Genomic DNA, 16801 nt, shown 5'->3' on the forward strand with positions numbered 1-16801 from the left:
ATGACGACATCCTATCGCATTGAAAAAGACAGCATGGGCGAAGTGAACGTCCCGAAAGATGCACTTTATCAGGCGCAAACCCAACGGGCCGTGAACAACTTCCCCATCAGCGGGCTGACAATGCCGATCCAGTTCATCAAAGCCCTGGCATTTGTGAAGCAAGCCGCCGCAAGAAGCAATCTCGACCTTGAATTGCTGGATTCAGACATTGCCCATGCCATTATCGACAGCTGTCAGGAAATCATTGATGGCCACCACCTCGACCAGTTCCCGATCGATGTTTTCCAGACCGGCTCCGGAACCAGCTCCAATATGAATGCCAACGAGGTCATCGCCACGCTCGCGTCAAAGCGTGCGGGGCAAGTAGTCAGCCCAAATGATCATGTCAACATGGGCCAGAGCAGTAACGACGTGATCCCAACGACGATTCAAGTCAGCGCCGCGCTGGCATGCCACGAGCAACTGCTGCCTGCGATGACGCACATCTGCCACACCCTTGATGAGAAAGCATCCGAAGTTGGCCATATCGTCAAAACCGGTCGGACACACCTGATGGATGCCATGCCGGTTACGTTGGCGCAAGAGCTGCTTGGCTGGAAAACACAGATCGAAAAAGCACGCCTGGGCATCCAACATAGCCTGGAGAATGTTTCAGCATTAGCTCAGGGAGGAACCGCGGTCGGCACCGGAATCAACGCAGATCCGAAATTTGCAGCCGTGTTTGCCAACAATCTCTCAGTATCAGCTGAAATTCCGTTTACCAGCAGTGATAACTTTTTCTACAACCTGAGCAGCCAGGACGCGATTGTTGGCCTGTCGGGCCAGTTGAAAACCGCCGCTGTGGCCATGATGAAAATTGCCAATGATCTGCGCTGGATGAATTCAGGTCCTTTGGCTGGCCTGGGGGAAATCGAGCTCGAAGCACTGCAGCCAGGTTCATCCATCATGCCAGGCAAAGTGAACCCGGTTATTCCTGAAGCTGCGGCGATGGTGTCCGCTCAGGTGATCGGTAACGACACTGTCATTACCGTTGCCGGCCAGTCCGGTAATTTTCAGCTCAATGTGATGTTACCTGTCATTGCCTATAACCTGCTGCAAAGTATTGAACTGCTTGCGAATACTTTTACCTTGCTGGCCGATAAAGCCATTGCCAGTTTCAATGTTCGCGAAGATAAACTGCAAGAAGCGCTGGCAAAAAACCCGATTCTGGTAACAGCGCTTAACCCGGTCATCGGCTATCTGAAAGCGGCCGAGATTGCAAAAAAAGCCTATCAAGAGAGCAGAGATATTCTGGATGTCGCGGAAGAGGAAACCGATTTGTCGCGGCAGGAGCTTGAACGTTTGCTTGACCCGCAAAAACTCACCACTGGCGGTGTTGCCCATTAATATGGAGCATGAATGCCTTTTCGTCGTTGCGCAGCATTCAACATCCTCATCATTAAGGGTCAGCCTCAGCTGACCCTTGAAAGTAAAATCTCAGAAAGCAGCTGTGGCCGTCCCAGATAAAAACCCTGGATATAATCGGCATTCAGCATTCTGGCCACTTTCAATCCTGCTGCGTTTTCTACCCCTTCAATCAGCAGCTTTGCGCCAAGCTCCCGGCCAAGCCCGACCACTTTGCGTAAAGGTGACTCCTGACCGGAGAGAAAGTCCGCCAATAGTGAACGATCCACTTTGATGAGATCGGGCTGTAAAAAGCGAGCACGACATTCAGATGAGGCTTTCACGCCATAATCATCCATCGCGAGCTTCATCCCTTGTGCACGCATTTGCTGCAATATACCTAACAGTTCAATATTACTGGAGCAATCGTGTTCCAGTAACTCAAAAAACACCTGCTCAGATTTCAATCCTAATGCAGTCAGGCGCTGATGAAGCAGTGAGGCAGGCACATTTTTGCTGTGAATCAGCAAAGCATCCGGCACCATATTGATAAACAAAGCATAAGATGCGAAAAATTGAGCAAAATTTTTCACATGAATCACTCTGGCCAGCCTGTCCATGTTGACCTGATCGGTTTCATCATAGTATTCAGGTGCGAAAAAAGGTTCCGTGTTCAGCTCATCGCCACATTCATTGAACACCCTGACCAGGGCTTCAAACCCGAAAAGATCGCCATTTACCTGGTGAATGGGCTGGAAAGCCGTCTTCAGATGATAAGCATCATAGACGGCACTGTAACTGCCATCAGCCTCTGTGGTTAAATGCCTGTTTATCTCTTCCAATGTGGCAATAATTTTACTCACACATCATCTCTTCAAACGAAAACAGGAAAGCATACACTTGGTTGCTTACATTCTCCGGCCTGTGTAACACAATAAAAAATGCCGAATATATAGATATGAGCGACCAGAAACTGTCTCAAAATTGAGACATCATAATTTTATGCGATATTGCTCAGGAAAATGTCACAAAAAAGTTAAATTTATGTATTTATCGCTGACTCGTGACTTCAAAACGACACCTGACTGAAACATTAGTGTCATTATTTACACCTAACCTGTGCCCTTAGAACCAATCAAAAGGAACAACACGTTGCTATCCAACACACAACCCATCACGAAATTACCCAACCTTGCCATCTTTGATTTAGATGAAACCCTTATTGCCGCTGATTCTGCTTCACTATGGGTCAGGTTTATTGTCGAGAAAGAACTGGCATCACCGCTTCTCATCGAACAAGAACAACATCTGATGAAAGATTACGCGAAAGGCAGCATGAATATGCAGTCCTACATGACGGCGACATTAGCGCCGATTGCAGGGATGAGCACCAAGGCGTTGGCACCGTTCATTGACGAGTTCATTCAAACCTGGATTCGTCCTGCCCTGTTTCCGGCCGCCCTTGAGCGCATTGAATGGCATAAACGCCGTGGTGATACCGTCATTATTATTTCTGCAACCGGCGAGCATCTGGTCAAACCGATTGCTGAATTGCTGCAGGTTGATGATGCATTAGCTATCAATCTTGAAATCAAGGACGATACTGTAACCGGGAATACAACAGGCACCTTAAGCTACAGGGAAGGCAAAGTCGTTCGGTTAGAAGCCTGGTTGGAAGCACACTCAGAGTCATTTAATGCACTGTATTGTTATACCGATTCCATCAACGATCTGCCTTTGCTTCAGGCAGTTGATCATCCTTTTGCTGTGAATCCTGATCCGGCTCTTGCACTGCATGCCCAAATGCAGGAATGGACTATCATGAACTGGCATCACGAAAACGATATTCAGCGCTAAGCCTCATACAGCATATTTTTGCTTCATCAGCCCTTAATTTCAGAGGGCTGACATATCTTCTTACTCTTTTTCGACCTTGTTCAATTTCTTTGACCAGGATGTTCAGGTTAATGCACTGATTTTTGAAATATTTACCACTAGAATAGGTAAGTAGTTTTTAATCAGGGTACCCATGTTCATGAACAAAGCAGTCAAACATTATGATTGGGTTTCAATTACCCTTCACTGGGCAAGCGCAATTGTCATTATTGGTCTTTTTGCCGTTGGTCTGTGGATGGTGGATCTCAATTACTATTCATCCTGGTACACGGTGGCACCTCACTGGCATAAATCAGTCGGTTTAACTCTTGCCGCTGTGACCCTGTTCCGACTGCTATGGAAAACAGTGAAACAACAACCGGCTATTGAAGGAGCGGCCTGGGAAAAAGCGCTCGCTAAGCTGGCACACCTGGTCATTTATGTTCTGCTGTTCGGGTTATTTGTCAGCGGTTATCTGATTTCAACCTCGGATGGACGCGGCATTGATGTCTTTGACTGGTTAACTGTTCCTTCAATGGGTGAGTTATTTCCGGATCAATCTGATGTAGCAGGAGAGATTCACGAGTACCTTGCTTACGCCCTCATCGGATTGGCTACCCTGCATGCGGTAGCTGCATTGAAACACCACTTTGTTAATAAAGATAACACCTTAAAGAAAATGTTGGGAGTTAAGGAAAAATGAAGAAACATCTTACCGCGTTGAGCCTGGCTGCGGCCCTTGTTTTACCTGGCATCGCAAATGCTGCCGATTATGCCATTGATAACAAAGGTGCACACGCCTCTGTTAACCTGAAAATCAGCCATCTTGGCTACAGCTGGATCAAAGCGCGTTTCAATACCTTTGATGGTACTTTCAGCTATGATCCTGAAAACATTGCCGCATCAAAAGTGACGGTGAACATCGACACCAGCAGCTTCGATTCCAATCATGCGGACCGTGACAAGCACGTTCGCAGCGAAGATTTCCTGGAAGTGAGCAAGTATCCAAAAGCAACCTTTACCAGCACCAAGGTGACTGACAAAGGTAATGGTAAACTGGCTATCGATGGCGACCTGACACTGCACGGTCAGACGAAACCTATCACGATTGATGCTGAATTTGTTGGCGCAGGTAAAGATCCATGGGGTGGTTACCGTGCAGGTTTCATGGGCACAACCCGTGTTGAGCTGGCGGACTTTGGTATCCAGGTGATGGGTACTTCAAGCTACGCAGACATGGAACTGCATGTGGAAGGCGTTCGCCTGTAACCCAGATTTCACTCTGACTTACAAAATCCGGCTTTTATGCCGGATTTTTTATTTCTGCAGACAAGTGACTTCAGAACAAGGCTATCCCTAGCGCTCGTTTCACATCATGCAGCACGTTTTGGCTGGCTATATTCGCTTTCTCAGTGCCTTTTCTCAACACATCCACCAACATGCTTTTGTCTGACAGTAACCGCTCCCTCTCCTGCCTGATCGGCTCCAGCAGCGTTTGTAAGCAATCTTCCAGGATCTGCTTGGTTTTACCGTCACCCAATCCGCCCTGACGGTAGGCTTGTTTTAGTGATTTTACATAAGCAATATCCGGATGAAATGCGTCCAGGTAGGTAAACACCACATTGCCTTCGATTTGTCCGGGATCCTCAACCCTTAAGTGATTTGGATCGGTGTACATGGCTTTCACCGCCGCACGTATTTCCTTTGCACTTGCGCCAAGCGTGATGGCCGTCCCCTGGGATTTTGACATCTTCGCTTTACCGTCCAGCCCTGGCAATCTGGGTACCTTACTGATCAAAGGGCGACATTCCTCCAGAATGCACTGCCCTGCAATATGATTGAAGCGCCGGACGATCTCATTGGTCTGTTCAATCATGGGTAATTGATCATCACCAACCGGAACAAGACCCGCCCGAAATGCTGTAATATCAGCAGCCTGGCTGATGGGATAAGTCAGAAAGCCGGCGGGGATAGCCCTGCCAAATCCTCTGGCATGGATTTCATTCTTTACTGTTGGATTACGCTCCAGGCGTGCAATGGAGACCAGGTTGGCATAATACATTGCGAGCTCAGGAAGAGCCGGTAACGAAGACTGAAGGCAAATAGTAGTTTTATCTGGGTCAATTCCCACGGCCAGATAATCAGCCACGACGTTCAAAATATTGTCTGCGACCTTTGCCGGATGATGACCGTTATCGGTTAACGCCTGTAAGTCAGCGACCAGTATGGTCTGTTGATGGGAATGCTGAAGCATGACGCGCTGCTGAAGCGAGCCGGCAAAGTGCCCTAAATGTAAGGGGCCGGTTGGCCTGTCACCGGTAAGAATTTGTTCTTTCATTTATTTTCCTCAGTGTAGTAAACACCAGTGGCCACTAAGGAAACATTCATTCGGAAGAAACGTAGTGCATTCATTAGCAGCCAGTATGGCGGCAAATGAACGTAAGTATTCAGCGCCGCTCTGTTAAGAGCGCCACCAACGAATGGATAGAATAAGCGTGAAGCCGAATATTTTCATACCCCAAACACTAACTGGCTATCGGTCGCCTTGCAACCATATTCAGTCAGTTTCTCAAAACTTGAGTTTGGCATTCAACAGACAACCGTCATTCTGTTGATAAGGCTGCTGTTTATTCTGAATTCGCTAAGAGATAAATAAAAAGCCAGAGCGAACCACTCTGGCTGACAACCCGTTAGCTGGCAGGATACTCCCCTTCTTTTCTCTGACGAGAACGCTGAATGGTCCAATGCTCATTCGGATCGTAATTTTCATCACACAGGTCGATTGAGAAACCCATATCAACAATTTCTTTCAATGTCAGGTTATCCGCCAAATGGGCGATATCACCAGATCTATTACGTAATTCCATAACCGTACCTATCTCTGTCACCTACATGATAACCCGTCCCTGATGTATCTCCCTTCCCTGAAGCCTCTCTGTGACTTTAACTATAGCTTCATTAGAAGCAGTATGCGGCTTTCAGCCCTGTTACCTTACCTTCAGAGGTAAACAGTAAAAGCTGGATCGGTCTCTAATTTCCAGTACTAAGAATAAAATCAATATGATGAATTCCTTTTGCCTGACGCTCAGGCTACTATAATCGGAATACATTTCTTGTCTTCCTCTGTGCAGACATGAGGCAATCCGGCGAGTGGATTAAGGGAAGCTGCAATGCTCAAAACCGCAACAAATCAATCTCAGGGGATGCTGCTGTTCCGGCTGAATTCCCGGCAACTCTTTGCTATCGGCACATTGAAAGTTAAAGAAATCGTGCCCTTTACGCCATTGACAGCCATTCCGCAGTCCCACCCAACCGTGTTAGGCGCAGCCAGCCTGCGTGGCGATACGCTGCCTGTCATCGACATGGCTAAAGCAATTGGCTACCCGGCGCTGACTCAGGAAGAACTCAAGAAATGCTACATTATTATTACTGACTGCCGCCGCAAACTGGTCGGTTTTCTGGTCCGTGGTATCGATAAAATCACTGAATGTAACTGGCACAATATTGATGCGCCGCCGCCCTCCCTTGGCCGGAACATCTTTGTCACGGGTGTGACGAATATAGAGAATCAACTCGTTCAACTGCTTGATATTGAACTGTTACTTTCTAAAGTCTTTCCTGACTCACCGGAAAGCCTGCATCCGGTATTAACCGATGTTCAGCGAGAAATCCTCAGACCACTCAAAATCCTTTTGGTGGATGATTCGGCCGTTGCACGACGCCAGCTTTGTCAGGCAATGGACAGCGTCAGTATCCCCTACCACATCGCCACCACAGGGACAGACGCGCTGAGAATGCTGAATCAGGCTGCCGATGCCGGTCAGCCATTTGAAATTCTTGTCAGCGACATTGAAATGCCGGGCTTGGATGGCTACGAATTAGCCTTTGAAGTGCAAAATAATTCAAAACTCACAGGCACTTACATCATTCTTCACACGTCGCTTTCCAGTGAGATCAGTGTCTCGCAGGCGCATCAGGTCGGTGCCCATGAAGCACTGACTAAATTTGAAGCCAACGAGTTAATTCATGCCATGTTACGCGGTGCGCACCAGCAGCAAGAAAGCAAGGTTGGCTGAAGTTCAAAAAAATTACATCGTTTAGTCCGTTCTAACAAAAAACTGACATTCAGTGCGGCAGCTATGGCACAGTTGCCGCTATCAGTATTATTCAGCTATCAGTAACGGATTAACACCATGTTCAAGCGCATTGTCTTCAGTGCCATGCTTCTGACTGCCTCCACCACTGCTTTCGCCAATCCAGAATTGCTCTCTCCCGATGAAGCAAACCACGGTCATTTTCAGCTCATTGAAACCATTGAGATCCAAGGGGATATCGATGACAGCATTGCCCAGCTGATCGATAAATCACTCGAAAATAAAAACGGCCAATACTATGCCATTGATACCATCAAAGAAGACACCAGAAAGGAAACACTGACGCTCGTCATCAAGCTCTACAACGAGCCGGCAGGTATGATGACCGATCAACTGGCAGCGTAAACTTTCGTTCAACAATGTGTTTCCACTGGTTTTTCCGATTCCTTTTGTTGGGCAGCCCCTAAAAGAGTAGTATGTGTGCCTCTGCAACTTCAAAGGCTTAATGTATGAAATACCAGTGGATTCTGTTTGATGCTGACGAGACTCTTTTTCACTTTGACGCTTACCGCGGCCTGAAGCTGATGTTTTCACGCTTTGAGGTCGATTTTACGCCTGAGCATTTCTCCGACTACCAGCGCGTCAATCAGCCGCTTTGGGTTGACTACCAAAACGGTGATATCGACGCACAACAGCTGAAGCATCAGCGTTTTGAATTCTGGGCGCAGCGACTGGGTGTGACCACTGCGACCCTCAACAGTGCCTTTCTCGAAGCCATGGCAGATACCTGCTCTTTGTTACCCGGTGCTGCCACATTGCTTGAACGCCTAAGTCCTCACGTGAAAATGGGCATCATCACCAATGGTTTCACTGAGTTGCAGGATATTCGCTTGCAGAGAACCGGTGTCGAACATTATTTTTCTTCTCTGATTATTTCGGAAAAAGTAGGCGCCGCCAAACCCTCCCCGGTCATCTTTGACTATGCCATCAACGCGATTGGCAATCCGGCGCCGAGTAAAGTACTGATGGTGGGAGATAACCCGCATTCCGATATTTTAGGTGGGATCAATGCCGGAATGGACACATGCTGGCTGAATCATCACGATGCACAAACACCTGAAGGTATCAGACCAAGCTACACTGTGCGCCATCTGGATGAGCTGACAAATCTGCTCTTTCGCTAAGTCTTGAGGAGTTGCTCTGGATGGGGGGGAACGATTGATGAAAGATGCAGTACCTTAGATATAACAAAGCGCACCTGTGAGTGCGCTTATCATGTCTGGCTAGCCAAACTGAGGGGCTATGTTGTCAAAAAAGCCTAATTATTCGTAGTCGAAATCGATGTACTCACCGCTGTCCTGACGCTGTCGCGTTGATCGGCGTTTTTTCTTCCGCGCCTGCTGATTGTAATCTAAAAAGTCATCGTTAAAGTCACTCTTAAATTTGGACTTAGACCCTTTGCGGAACTTCTCATCTAACTTTGCCATGCTTGTTTCCTGACACACAACCAGATAAAAACATTGAGTATATTCGGTTGCCATGATTGGCAGACCATCACCACTAAGCATAGGGTAACGATTTAAAAATACACAAATGCTTAGTGTTACAATCAGGCGGTCAATTCGTTCACTGTACATAGCCAAAACAGTGATGAACTAGATGAACCGACCCCTTCAGCAGCGAGACTAATGCAAAGCCCGAATCTCTGTACAACAAGATATTTTAATCAAGACAATAAAATATTCTACTCGCAAAAATAACCTCAGACACGCTCACTAACTTCACTGAATGCGACATCCAGCAAGCTGTTCAGCAGCTCAACTTTTTCATTGTCATCACGCCAGACTAAGTACAAAGACTGCTCCATGACCGGGGCATGATTGACCAGATGCAGCTCACCGGATTCCACACTGTGAGCAATAACCGGAGACGGTAAATAGCCGACGCCACCATTATTCAGCAAATGTTCTAAAGCCATTTTACTGGAATGGGTATGTAGGATAGGTGTTTTCTGCAGTTCATTGATCCGGCTGTGATCAACGGCAAACCGTGTGCCCCAGTCCAGATAAATCAAAGGAAAGTCCTTGATGTCAGCCATACTGCAATCAGACTGATGACAAACCAGCTGTAACTGATAGTCCCTAACTTTATTGACCATCAGATCATCAATCTTAGGTGGCTCACTCGTAATCACCACATCCAGGCTTTTATTGAGTATCTGCTTCGCCTGAGCCTGACGGGGAACCGTTTCCAGGCGCAAGGCTAGTTCGGGAATCGCACCATAAATACGGCTGATCCAGTCTGACAGGCCGTCAAACTCCCACACCAGAGCGGAAGCCCCCAAGGTGATCTGATTATTCCGTGAGTCCGACAGTGCCACATCCTGACGCGCCCTGCTCCAGGTCTGCAAGATCGCCTCCGCATACGGCTGAAGACGTTCACCCGCCGCAGTCAGGTGGACATTGCCGCGCTGACGTGAAAATAACGCATTTCCGAGCTGAGATTCCAGCTGGCGTATCCGGAAACTGACTGCAGACTGAGTCAGGTATAAGTTATCGGCGGCACGGCCAAAATGCCGTGTTTTCGTCACTTCTAGAAATGTTCTGAGTAGTTCGGTGTCCACAAGTAAACCTACATAATGAAGAGTGGGACTCTGGGCATAAACACCCTTAGCGATAGTACACTGCCCCTCCCCCTCTGATCATCAAAAAGTTTTATCGTTACGACGAAAAAGCTTTGATTTACAACTCGACAAACCTGAAAGAATATCTGCGAAAATCTCACATGGCAGGTGATCAGATGAGAAATGTAGGTAAATTTTACGACGATAAAAATTTCCCGCGCGGCTTTAACCGCTCTGGTGTTTTCACTGTTGGTGAAGCCAGCATTTTGGAAAGTTACGGAAAAACCATGCGTGGCATCCACGAAGGTCTGCTCCAACCAGAAACACCGGAAGAAGAGCAGTTTTTTGCTGAAATCACAGGACAGCAGGAAATCTCTTCAGACTTTGCTAAGTGTTGGGTTAAGTACCTGAAACAAACTTCGACCAAAACACGTAGCTATACCCTGTGTAACTCACCTCGCAAATCATCAGCAAACAGTTTTGAAGATGATAGCGATGATGGCGGTAGCGATGACGACATGGATTTTTAATTAATCCGTCATTTATCGCCATAGCAAGATGCTTTACCGAGCCATTCGCTAACCGCGCATGGCTCTTTTCTTTTTTGCCCGATAAACCGGGCAATCAATTGGTTAATTGAAATGAAAATTTGCTTCGTAATGTACCCATGGAGCAGAGTCGAGCCTGAAACAGACTCGACGCTGCGTTTGATCCATGAAGTTGCCAGTCGCGGCCATACTGTCGCTCTGACTACCCCGAGTAACCTGACCATGCGTGACAGCATGGCTATTGCTTTTTGCCGGGTGCTTAAAAAGTCGACAGTGTCTAACAATGTGCCAAGCTTTTACCGCAAAGCGGAGTTTCGCAAAGCAGAGCTGCCACTGGCCGGATTTGACGCCATTATCATGCGTGCAAACCCGCCGCTCGATACCATGGCGCTGAACTTTCTGGATTCAGTACGTGACGATACTTTCATTTTCAATGACATCGATGGTCTGCGTGTTGCGAACAACAAGCTCTATACCGCTTCTTTACCGGATCCCAACCGCGAGTTCATTCCGGTAACACACGTGTCGAAAAACCGGGAATACCTGGAACGAGTTCTGGAAGAAAACCCCAATGATCGCATGATCATGAAGCCGCTGAACGGTTACGGCGGCAAAGGCGTAATTCTGGTTGAAAAAAGCGCGAAATCCAGCGTGCGCTCCTTGCTGGATTTTTATATCGGCGACGACCACAACTATGTGATTTTACAAGACTACATTGAAGGTGCAGAAAAAGGCGACGTTCGTATCATGATGCTGAACGGCGAGCCGATTGGCGCCATGAAACGTGTGCCGGCCAAAGATGATGTGCGCTCTAACATTCATGCCGGTGGTCAGGAAGTCAAGCACACCCTGACGAAGCAGGAAATGCGACTGTGTCGCCATATCGGGCCCAAACTGGTTCGTGACGGTCTTTACTTTGTCGGCCTGGATGTCATCAATGGCAAACTGGTTGAAGTGAATGTCCTCAGCCCTGGTGGTATTACCCGTATCAATCGCCTGAATCGCACCAAGCTTCAGCGTGAGGTGATTGATTTCGTTGAAAGCGTTGTCAAAGCCAAAGACATCAGTATTGCACGCAAGAATAAATTCCGTCAGGTTATCGAAGATGCGTCAACTAACTGAGCAAGATGTGCTGGCATTGATCCAGCAGCACATTCCTTTTGAAGGACAGTTGGCTGACGGCAGTGTCACCATTCGTATCACCGAGTATCAGCCGATTGTCGCCACTGCGATTCACAACGGCAGTCGGTTACGCCCTGAACTGGTGGCTAAATGCCACCTTTCAGAAGCGGAAAGGTACTATGAGGAAGATCCGTACACAGGCGATTTCATCACCTCCCTGCCCATTGTGCTGCAAGGCGAAGACTCCCGATACGAGTACGACCTGAACCGCAGTCCGGAAACCTGTATTTATCAGCAGGCCTGGGGGAAAGATGTCTGGCACGCTAAACTGACCGAATCAGAAAAGCAGACTTCTTTAGCAAAACATGCCTGTTATTACCGCATTTTTCGTGCACTGATCACGTCTCTAGAGCGCAAGTTCGGCTACTGTGTTATCTATGACATGCATTCATATAATCATGAGCGCATAACGCAGCCTTGTCCGACATTTAATTTAGGGACAGCACAGATTGATCGTAAAGCCTGGCAAGCCGAGGTCAATGACCTGCTTACCCGGCTAGGACAAATCCAACTCCCCAATCAGACGGTCACAGCTGGTGAAAATCTTGTTTTTCAGGGTATGGGATATCAGGCAACCTTTGTTCGTGATAATTTCTCCCGCACCCTGATCTTACCCATTGAGATCAAGAAGGTGTATATGAATGAAACAGGTGGTGAAAGTTATCCGTTAGTTATTGAGCAGTTGAAAACCGAATTAAAAGACACCTTGACCGGTCATGCTGCCTTTGTGATGCAAAACAGGACAAAGCAACCTGCACGCCGACGTCAAAATGCCCATGTGCTGGACTCAAAACTGCCAAAGGAAGTTGTCCTGCTGGACCGCCAGCTGTACAAATTTGCCCGTGGCCTGAATACGCTCAGTTACATCAATCCAATTAACCTTAAACAGGAAAAACGCCGGTTTCTACATAACCGCGATGTCTATCATCCGCAGTTTACCTACCGTCAGTTAGATCTGGATCCTTATAAATTTCGCGAACAGTTGTACCGGTTACCGGTAGAAGATATTCGTGATGCCGGGATTCAGTCGATGTACCGTAAAGTCATCGACCAGTTGGCCGTTCGGATTGACTTGTTGACCAGTCTGGGCCATGAAGAGTTTTTGTACAACTCATTGCGCTATTACGGCCGGCCAGATGAGAGCGATATCGCTAATGCCAACTTCATTTTGCATGCCAGAGAATATGCTGAGCCCGAAAACGCCACCATCAGTGCAGAAGAAGCGGTGGTTGCGTTCAACGAAGCTGCCGACGATTACGGTTTCAGCTGTAAAATTCAGGGCACAACCAAGCTGATTGCACGCGCTATGGTGAGTGGCCGTACCGTGAAGATCAACCTGAACAGCCGATTCACGCAATCGGATCTATATGCGTTGATCCACCATGAGATGGGTGTCCATATGGTCACCAGCGTGAATGCCGAAGCCCAGCCGCTCAAAGTGTTGCAGCTTGGCTTACCGGGGAATACGCATACGCAGGAAGGTCTGGCGATTCTGTGCGAACACTTGTCGGGCAACTTCCCGTTACACAGGCTGAAAACCCTGGCGTTGCGTGTGGTTGCAGTTGATATGATGGTTAATAAACGCAGCTTTAATGAAACCTTCAATACGCTGAAGTTTGATTACGGCCTGTCCAATGACACTGCGTTTACCATTACAACCCGTGCATACCGTGGTGGTGGTTTTACTAAAGACTACCTGTATCTCCGTGGTTTGAAAGACGCACTCAGACTCCATAAAGAAACAGACCTGACCTCGCTTTTCATTGGTAAAACAGGCTTTGAGTTCAAACCATTGCTTGATGAACTGATTGAACGCGAGATTTTACAGCCACCTCAGTACCTGCCTAAGGCACTGAAGATGAAGACGGACACCGATCCCATCATTAACTTCATGCTGAACTGCATCAACTAACAGGCACAAAAAAGATGCGCTTCCGTCATTGGTAAGCGCATCTTTATTTACAGGCTTTTGATTGCCGTGTTTATTCCCATTCCCAATGACGGCCGTCATGTTCCTGAGTAAACAACATCCGATAGCCTGAGATGTTTCTGTGTGGCACATCTCGCATCACTTTATGGAACTGCTTGTTATCCAGGTGGATCAGATTTTCATGATCACCGGATTCAATATACAGTTCATCCTGTTCAAGCAGCAGATCATCCACCAGCATGTTGATTTTATAAGCTTGCCCCAGTGAAGGGATCGCACCGGGTTCGCAGTCCTGAAAGATCTGGGTTAACTCATGCTCACCCACTAAAAAGAACTGCTTGCCCATGATGCGATTAATTTTATCAATCATGACCCGGCGGTTAGACGGCACAACGGCCATCAGATAATCACCCTGCTGATCCTTAAGCAATACGGCTTTCGCCACTTGGGAAGTCGGAACATGTGCAGAGACCGCCGAACTGAATGATGTATCGGTATGCCTATGGTGCGTCAGACTGAAATCCACATTATGGCTGTTGAGGAATTGCCCAACTGTCATCGCCATCGCCATAAATCACCTCCTGGAAATCCAGCGCTCGGGCTGAACGCCCTACAGCCAAAGTATGAAAGGGGTGCGGCAATTTTGCGAACTTCACACCGATAAATTTCATGGGTAATTGTAAAGGAAGGCGAACAAACTTACTGAATACGACGGATCTGCCAGAATGCCTTTTGCCAGTACGGGGTGTCTAAACTGGACACAACGACCCCCTGAGACGTCGAGGCATGCAGGAACTCATTGTTCCCCATATAAATACCGACATGGCGCATCCGGCGTCCTGTTCTGAAAAACACTAAATCCCCTTTTTTCGCCATGTTGCGGGGAATCGCCTTACCCAGTTGCGACTGCTCTGCGGTGGTGCGGGGCAGCATTTGGCGATACACCTCAGAATAGGTCAGCTGAACAAAGGCGGAGCAGTCAATGCCACGCCTGGAACTGCCTCCTAAACGATAAGGCGTGCCTTTCCAGCTTTGATAAACATCAAGAAAGGTAGGAGTCGGCGGTTTGATGGCAATAGAAAGCGGGGGCTGAGGGGGCGGATTCACCGCAGCATGAATTTCCCGGGTTTCCGCTGGCACTTGCGTTGTGGTGCTGCAGCCAGTCAGAACACTCAGGCCAGCCATCGCGGAGAGCATCAAGATCAGGCGTTGCTGGCGGTAACCCACATGCCTCCTTGTTCCTGCCATATCAACCTCTGCACAAAAAAATACCACAAAGAAATGATTATGCATGAAGCCATGGCCTGATGCACTGCCTGACGTGCCGCCTGATTAATCTTAAAGCAACTCTGAATCGTGCCCAACGTGCGGATTCATCATTGATGACGACACAAGGCTATCAAGCTCTGAAAGCAGCCTGATTCCCGGCACCAGTGCGTTCACTTTTAATAGACTACTTTTCAACGGGTTAACTTCCTATTTTGTGAGCTGTTGCATATCAAAGTCTCAGGGACTTTTGCTAAATTTCTCAGCTGAATTAATCTAAAAATGTAGTTTGTGTTTTTTAAGGAGTTGCTGTGCTCGCTTTCGTCCGTCTGTTCCTGGCTGCCCTTTTTATTATCTTCACCTGCTTGTTTGCGCTGGTGTACTGCCTTTTCAGCCCCAGAGATCCAAAGCATGTCTATTTTTTCAGTCGCTGGTTCAAGATACTGCGGAAAATTGTCAATGTGCATATTATTGAACGGGGACAAGAGCGGATCCAAGGGATTGAGCGCGCCGTTTATATCTCTAATCACCAAAATGTGTTCGATTTTGTGACCTCGCCCGGCATGGTCCGGCCGCGAACCGTCTCAATCGGTAAAAAAAGCCTGCTGTGGATTCCCTTCTTTGGTCCCTTGTACTGGATCACCGGCAATATACTGATAGACAGAGAAAATAAGGCCAAAGCCCGCGATACCATCAAACAAGTGGCTGATACCATTCACGAACGTAATCTGTCGGTATGGATGTATCCCGAAGGCACCCGAAGCAAAGGGCGCGGCCTGCTGCCTTTTAAAACCGGTGCATTCAGAATGGCCATTGAGGCCGGTGTGCCCATCGTGCCTATGGTTGTCAGCAGTACCCATCACAAAATCGACCTGAATCAGCGGGATAACGGCACTGTGATTGCTGAATACCTCGACCCGATTGATACGTCTGAATTGACGATGCATGATGCCCGGGAATTAGCTGAACATTGCCGAGACATGATGCTGAATCACATCGCGAAACTGGATGCTGAAGTGGCAACACGCAACACCCAGTCAGCGACAGTTGTAGCAAAAACAAGTTAATGGGTTTCTGGCGTCTGTTGATTGCTCAACGCGTCAAATGCCCTGAGCAATGGCTCACTTTTCAGAATCCGGTTATGCCCCAGACCACTGGTTTCAATCAGACTGACACCTGGCAGGGCATTTGCTTTCTTTGATTGTTCAAACAACGCAAAACGATCGCCCGTATCGTGAACAATTACGATATGTCCCTGGTGGCCAGCCAGACGTTGGTGGCTGTCCACACGATCAATCGGATACTGATACTGCTGCTCAACGGCTCGAATCACATCCTGAAACAAACGCAGTGAGAAGCCCGAGCCCTCAACAACCCGGTACAAGTTATCTTTGTAGTTCAGGATCGGAGCGACCAGCAGCATGGGCACACCGGCCAGTTTCGCGTGCTTACTCTCAAGCATCATGGTGCAGCCCATACTGTGCGCAACAACACCAGCAAGATCTTCGACGGCTTGCTCTAGTACGGCATCCAGACCTTTGACAAAACCGGGCAAATGCCCGTGCCGCCCCTCACTCGCCCCATGCGCAGGATTATCAAATGCCAGCGCAGTAAAGCCTGAAGCCGCAATCCGTTCCATCAGGGTATAAAACTGACTGGCCGAACCGGACCAGCCATGCCCAAGCAGCCACGTTGGTCCGCTCCCCAGAGAATAGGTCATGATGCTACCTTCAGAGCTCTCGATCACTTTTTGTTGCAACCCCTCAGGAGCCTGCGTGTTTGCCGAGTATCGTTCAGGTGTTAACAACAAGTTCCGTGCAGTTTTACGAGCGTGTGACGGCGCAATGCGATGATAAGCACGGGTTGCCACGTTGATTGCACGGCGCCTGAGATTCACGCG

19 protein-coding genes are annotated in these 16801 nt (G+C 48.1%); 11 read left to right on the plus strand and 8 right to left on the minus strand.

Annotated elements, in window-relative coordinates; genetic code table 11:
- On the plus strand, positions 1 to 1386 hold the full coding sequence (locus LN341_RS21180; protein WP_234205725.1) for an aspartate ammonia-lyase: 1386 nt from the start codon (positions 1 to 3) through the stop codon (positions 1384 to 1386).
- Positions 1387 to 1451: 65 nt separating this feature from the next.
- Here LN341_RS21180 and LN341_RS21185 read toward each other — a convergent pair whose 3' ends face one another.
- Positions 1452 to 2246, minus strand: a complete 795-nt coding sequence (locus LN341_RS21185) for an EAL domain-containing protein (RefSeq protein ID WP_234205727.1) — start codon at positions 2244 to 2246, stop codon at positions 1452 to 1454.
- A 289-nt stretch (positions 2247 to 2535) separates the two neighbouring features.
- On the opposite strand from LN341_RS21185, the gene LN341_RS21190 reads away from it, so the two are divergent.
- From LN341_RS21190 to LN341_RS21200, 3 genes are all read left to right on the plus strand, one after another.
- The gene (locus LN341_RS21190; RefSeq protein ID WP_082095804.1) at positions 2536 to 3240 is read left to right on the plus strand and encodes an HAD family phosphatase; all 705 of its coding nucleotides are present in this window, start codon (positions 2536 to 2538) and stop codon (positions 3238 to 3240) included.
- Between the two features lie 178 nt (positions 3241 to 3418).
- Positions 3419 to 3961 (plus strand): cytochrome b, encoded by a 543-nt coding sequence (locus tag LN341_RS21195; protein ID WP_046221470.1) that lies wholly within the window; start codon positions 3419 to 3421, stop codon positions 3959 to 3961.
- The gene (locus LN341_RS21200; protein WP_046221425.1) at positions 3958 to 4527 is read left to right on the plus strand and encodes a YceI family protein; all 570 of its coding nucleotides are present in this window, start codon (positions 3958 to 3960) and stop codon (positions 4525 to 4527) included. The genes LN341_RS21195 and LN341_RS21200 overlap by 4 nt, the downstream gene beginning before the upstream one ends.
- Positions 4528 to 4597: 70 nt before the next feature.
- Here the strand turns inward: LN341_RS21200 and trpS are convergent, their stop codons facing one another.
- Positions 4598 to 5596, minus strand: a complete 999-nt coding sequence (gene trpS / locus LN341_RS21205; protein ID WP_234205730.1) for a tryptophan--tRNA ligase — start codon at positions 5594 to 5596, stop codon at positions 4598 to 4600.
- 352 nt (positions 5597 to 5948) lie between these two features.
- Positions 5949 to 6125, minus strand: coding sequence for a hypothetical protein (locus LN341_RS21210; protein ID WP_162836568.1), 177 nt, complete (start codon positions 6123 to 6125; stop codon positions 5949 to 5951).
- 303 nt (positions 6126 to 6428) lie between these two features.
- Between LN341_RS21210 and LN341_RS21215 the strand changes: the two genes are divergently transcribed.
- The 3 genes from LN341_RS21215 (at position 6429) to yjjG (ending at position 8536) form a co-directional block, all read left to right on the plus strand.
- The gene (locus LN341_RS21215) at positions 6429 to 7334 is read left to right on the plus strand and encodes a chemotaxis protein (RefSeq protein WP_046221427.1); all 906 of its coding nucleotides are present in this window, start codon (positions 6429 to 6431) and stop codon (positions 7332 to 7334) included.
- A 117-nt stretch (positions 7335 to 7451) separates the two neighbouring features.
- Positions 7452 to 7757, plus strand: a complete 306-nt coding sequence (locus LN341_RS21220) for a hypothetical protein (RefSeq protein WP_046221428.1) — start codon at positions 7452 to 7454, stop codon at positions 7755 to 7757.
- Between the two features lie 104 nt (positions 7758 to 7861).
- Complete coding sequence (gene yjjG, locus LN341_RS21225; protein ID WP_046221429.1) at positions 7862 to 8536, plus strand: pyrimidine 5'-nucleotidase; 675 nt, start codon at positions 7862 to 7864, stop codon at positions 8534 to 8536.
- A gap of 138 nt (positions 8537 to 8674) precedes the next feature.
- Here the strand turns inward: yjjG and LN341_RS21230 are convergent, their stop codons facing one another.
- Both LN341_RS21230 and hdfR read right to left on the minus strand, forming a co-directional pair.
- Complete coding sequence (locus tag LN341_RS21230) at positions 8675 to 8839, minus strand: hypothetical protein (RefSeq protein ID WP_162836569.1); 165 nt, start codon at positions 8837 to 8839, stop codon at positions 8675 to 8677.
- Between the two features lie 275 nt (positions 8840 to 9114).
- Positions 9115 to 9975, minus strand: a complete 861-nt coding sequence (hdfR, locus tag LN341_RS21235; protein WP_046221430.1) for an HTH-type transcriptional regulator HdfR — start codon at positions 9973 to 9975, stop codon at positions 9115 to 9117.
- Between the two features lie 161 nt (positions 9976 to 10136).
- Here hdfR and maoP point away from each other — a divergent pair, with 161 nt between their 5' ends.
- From maoP to LN341_RS21250, 3 genes are all read left to right on the plus strand, one after another.
- Positions 10137 to 10505, plus strand: coding sequence for a DUF413 domain-containing protein (maoP, locus tag LN341_RS21240; protein ID WP_370643768.1), 369 nt, complete (start codon positions 10137 to 10139; stop codon positions 10503 to 10505).
- A 111-nt stretch (positions 10506 to 10616) separates the two neighbouring features.
- Complete coding sequence (gene gshB, locus LN341_RS21245) at positions 10617 to 11645, plus strand: glutathione synthase (protein ID WP_046221431.1); 1029 nt, start codon at positions 10617 to 10619, stop codon at positions 11643 to 11645.
- On the plus strand, positions 11629 to 13617 hold the full coding sequence (locus LN341_RS21250; RefSeq protein ID WP_234205732.1) for a flavohemoglobin expression-modulating QEGLA motif protein: 1989 nt from the start codon (positions 11629 to 11631) through the stop codon (positions 13615 to 13617). The genes gshB and LN341_RS21250 overlap by 17 nt, the downstream gene beginning before the upstream one ends.
- A gap of 70 nt (positions 13618 to 13687) precedes the next feature.
- On the opposite strand, the gene LN341_RS21255 is transcribed toward LN341_RS21250, so the two are convergent.
- A complete protein-coding gene (locus LN341_RS21255) occupies positions 13688 to 14206 on the minus strand; it encodes an aminoacyl-tRNA deacylase (protein WP_027251597.1) in 519 nt (172 codons plus the stop codon).
- Positions 14207 to 14334: 128 nt separating this feature from the next.
- Positions 14335 to 14883: an NlpC/P60 family protein gene (locus tag LN341_RS21260; protein ID WP_370643769.1), complete on the minus strand. Its 549-nt coding sequence runs from the start codon at positions 14881 to 14883 to the stop codon at positions 14335 to 14337.
- Positions 14884 to 15212: 329 nt separating this feature from the next.
- Here LN341_RS21260 and LN341_RS21265 point away from each other — a divergent pair, with 329 nt between their 5' ends.
- Positions 15213 to 15968, plus strand: a complete 756-nt coding sequence (locus tag LN341_RS21265; protein WP_046221433.1) for a 1-acylglycerol-3-phosphate O-acyltransferase — start codon at positions 15213 to 15215, stop codon at positions 15966 to 15968.
- Here the strand turns inward: LN341_RS21265 and LN341_RS21270 are convergent.
- Complete coding sequence (locus LN341_RS21270) at positions 15965 to 16621, minus strand: alpha/beta hydrolase (protein ID WP_370643770.1); 657 nt, start codon at positions 16619 to 16621, stop codon at positions 15965 to 15967. The genes LN341_RS21265 and LN341_RS21270 overlap by 4 nt on opposite strands.
- Positions 16622 to 16801: the final 180 nt, after the last annotated feature.

It is taken from the genome of Photobacterium sp. TLY01 (assembly GCF_021432065.1).
In the GTDB taxonomy this organism is placed as follows: Bacteria; Pseudomonadota; Gammaproteobacteria; order Enterobacterales; family Vibrionaceae; genus Photobacterium; species Photobacterium halotolerans_A.

Coding starts and splice junctions, on each gene's coding strand:
- LN341_RS21180 (WP_234205725.1), top strand. CDS start 1: ATGACGACATCCTATCGCATTGAAAAAGACAGCATGGGCGAAGTGAAC.
- LN341_RS21195 (WP_046221470.1), top strand. CDS start 3,419: ATGAACAAAGCAGTCAAACATTATGATTGGGTTTCAATTACCCTTCAC.
- LN341_RS21200 (WP_046221425.1), top strand. CDS start 3,958: ATGAAGAAACATCTTACCGCGTTGAGCCTGGCTGCGGCCCTTGTTTTA.
- trpS (WP_234205730.1), bottom strand. CDS start 5,596: ATGAAAGAACAAATTCTTACCGGTGACAGGCCAACCGGCCCCTTACAT.
- LN341_RS21210 (WP_162836568.1), bottom strand. CDS start 6,125: ATGGAATTACGTAATAGATCTGGTGATATCGCCCATTTGGCGGATAAC.
- LN341_RS21215 (WP_046221427.1), top strand. CDS start 6,429: ATGCTCAAAACCGCAACAAATCAATCTCAGGGGATGCTGCTGTTCCGG.
- LN341_RS21220 (WP_046221428.1), top strand. CDS start 7,452: ATGTTCAAGCGCATTGTCTTCAGTGCCATGCTTCTGACTGCCTCCACC.
- yjjG (WP_046221429.1), top strand. CDS start 7,862: ATGAAATACCAGTGGATTCTGTTTGATGCTGACGAGACTCTTTTTCAC.
- LN341_RS21230 (WP_162836569.1), bottom strand. CDS start 8,839: ATGGCAAAGTTAGATGAGAAGTTCCGCAAAGGGTCTAAGTCCAAATTT.
- maoP (WP_370643768.1), top strand. CDS start 10,137: ATGGCAGGTGATCAGATGAGAAATGTAGGTAAATTTTACGACGATAAA.
- gshB (WP_046221431.1), top strand. CDS start 10,617: ATGAAAATTTGCTTCGTAATGTACCCATGGAGCAGAGTCGAGCCTGAA.
- LN341_RS21250 (WP_234205732.1), top strand. CDS start 11,629: ATGCGTCAACTAACTGAGCAAGATGTGCTGGCATTGATCCAGCAGCAC.
- LN341_RS21255 (WP_027251597.1), bottom strand. CDS start 14,206: ATGGCGATGGCGATGACAGTTGGGCAATTCCTCAACAGCCATAATGTG.
- LN341_RS21260 (WP_370643769.1), bottom strand. CDS start 14,883: ATGGCAGGAACAAGGAGGCATGTGGGTTACCGCCAGCAACGCCTGATC.
- LN341_RS21270 (WP_370643770.1), bottom strand. CDS start 16,621: ATGACCTATTCTCTGGGGAGCGGACCAACGTGGCTGCTTGGGCATGGC.